The 373-nt window shown below is 57.1% G+C and carries 1 pseudogene; it reads right to left on the minus strand.

The features are described 5' to 3' along the window. Positions 1 to 223, minus strand: a pseudogene (locus AC1DIX_RS28265) (D-alanyl-D-alanine carboxypeptidase); the annotation flags it as partial. Between the last annotated feature and the right edge of the window lie 150 nt (positions 224 to 373).

The raw sequence follows: 373 nt of genomic DNA on the forward strand, positions 1-373 counted from the left end.
GGCTATCCCAGCTGAGCTTGCCGCGATTGATCGCTTCGAAGGCGAGATAGAGGGTCATCATCTTGGTCAGCGATGCCGGGTGATTCAGCACGTCGGCATTTTCAGAGGCGAGGACCTTGCCGGTGCGGGCATCGAGGATGAAAGAGGCGTTGCCGGCGATCGCCGCAACGGGTGCCGAAAAGGCAAGCGTCGCAGTCAAGAGTGTGGCCAACAGCCTGTTCATGGATTTCCCCTCTAGGTGCCACGCGCGCGCAGCATTGCCAAAATGTGTCCCGTTCTGTGACAGAAGCCCGCACTTTGGCGCGACTTTGAGGCAACGAACACTGGTTCTCTGAGTTTTTTCCACCCGTGGTGAAGGAAACGTAAAGATTTC

The sequence above is a fragment of the Massilia sp. 05N420 genome (assembly GCF_056397205.1).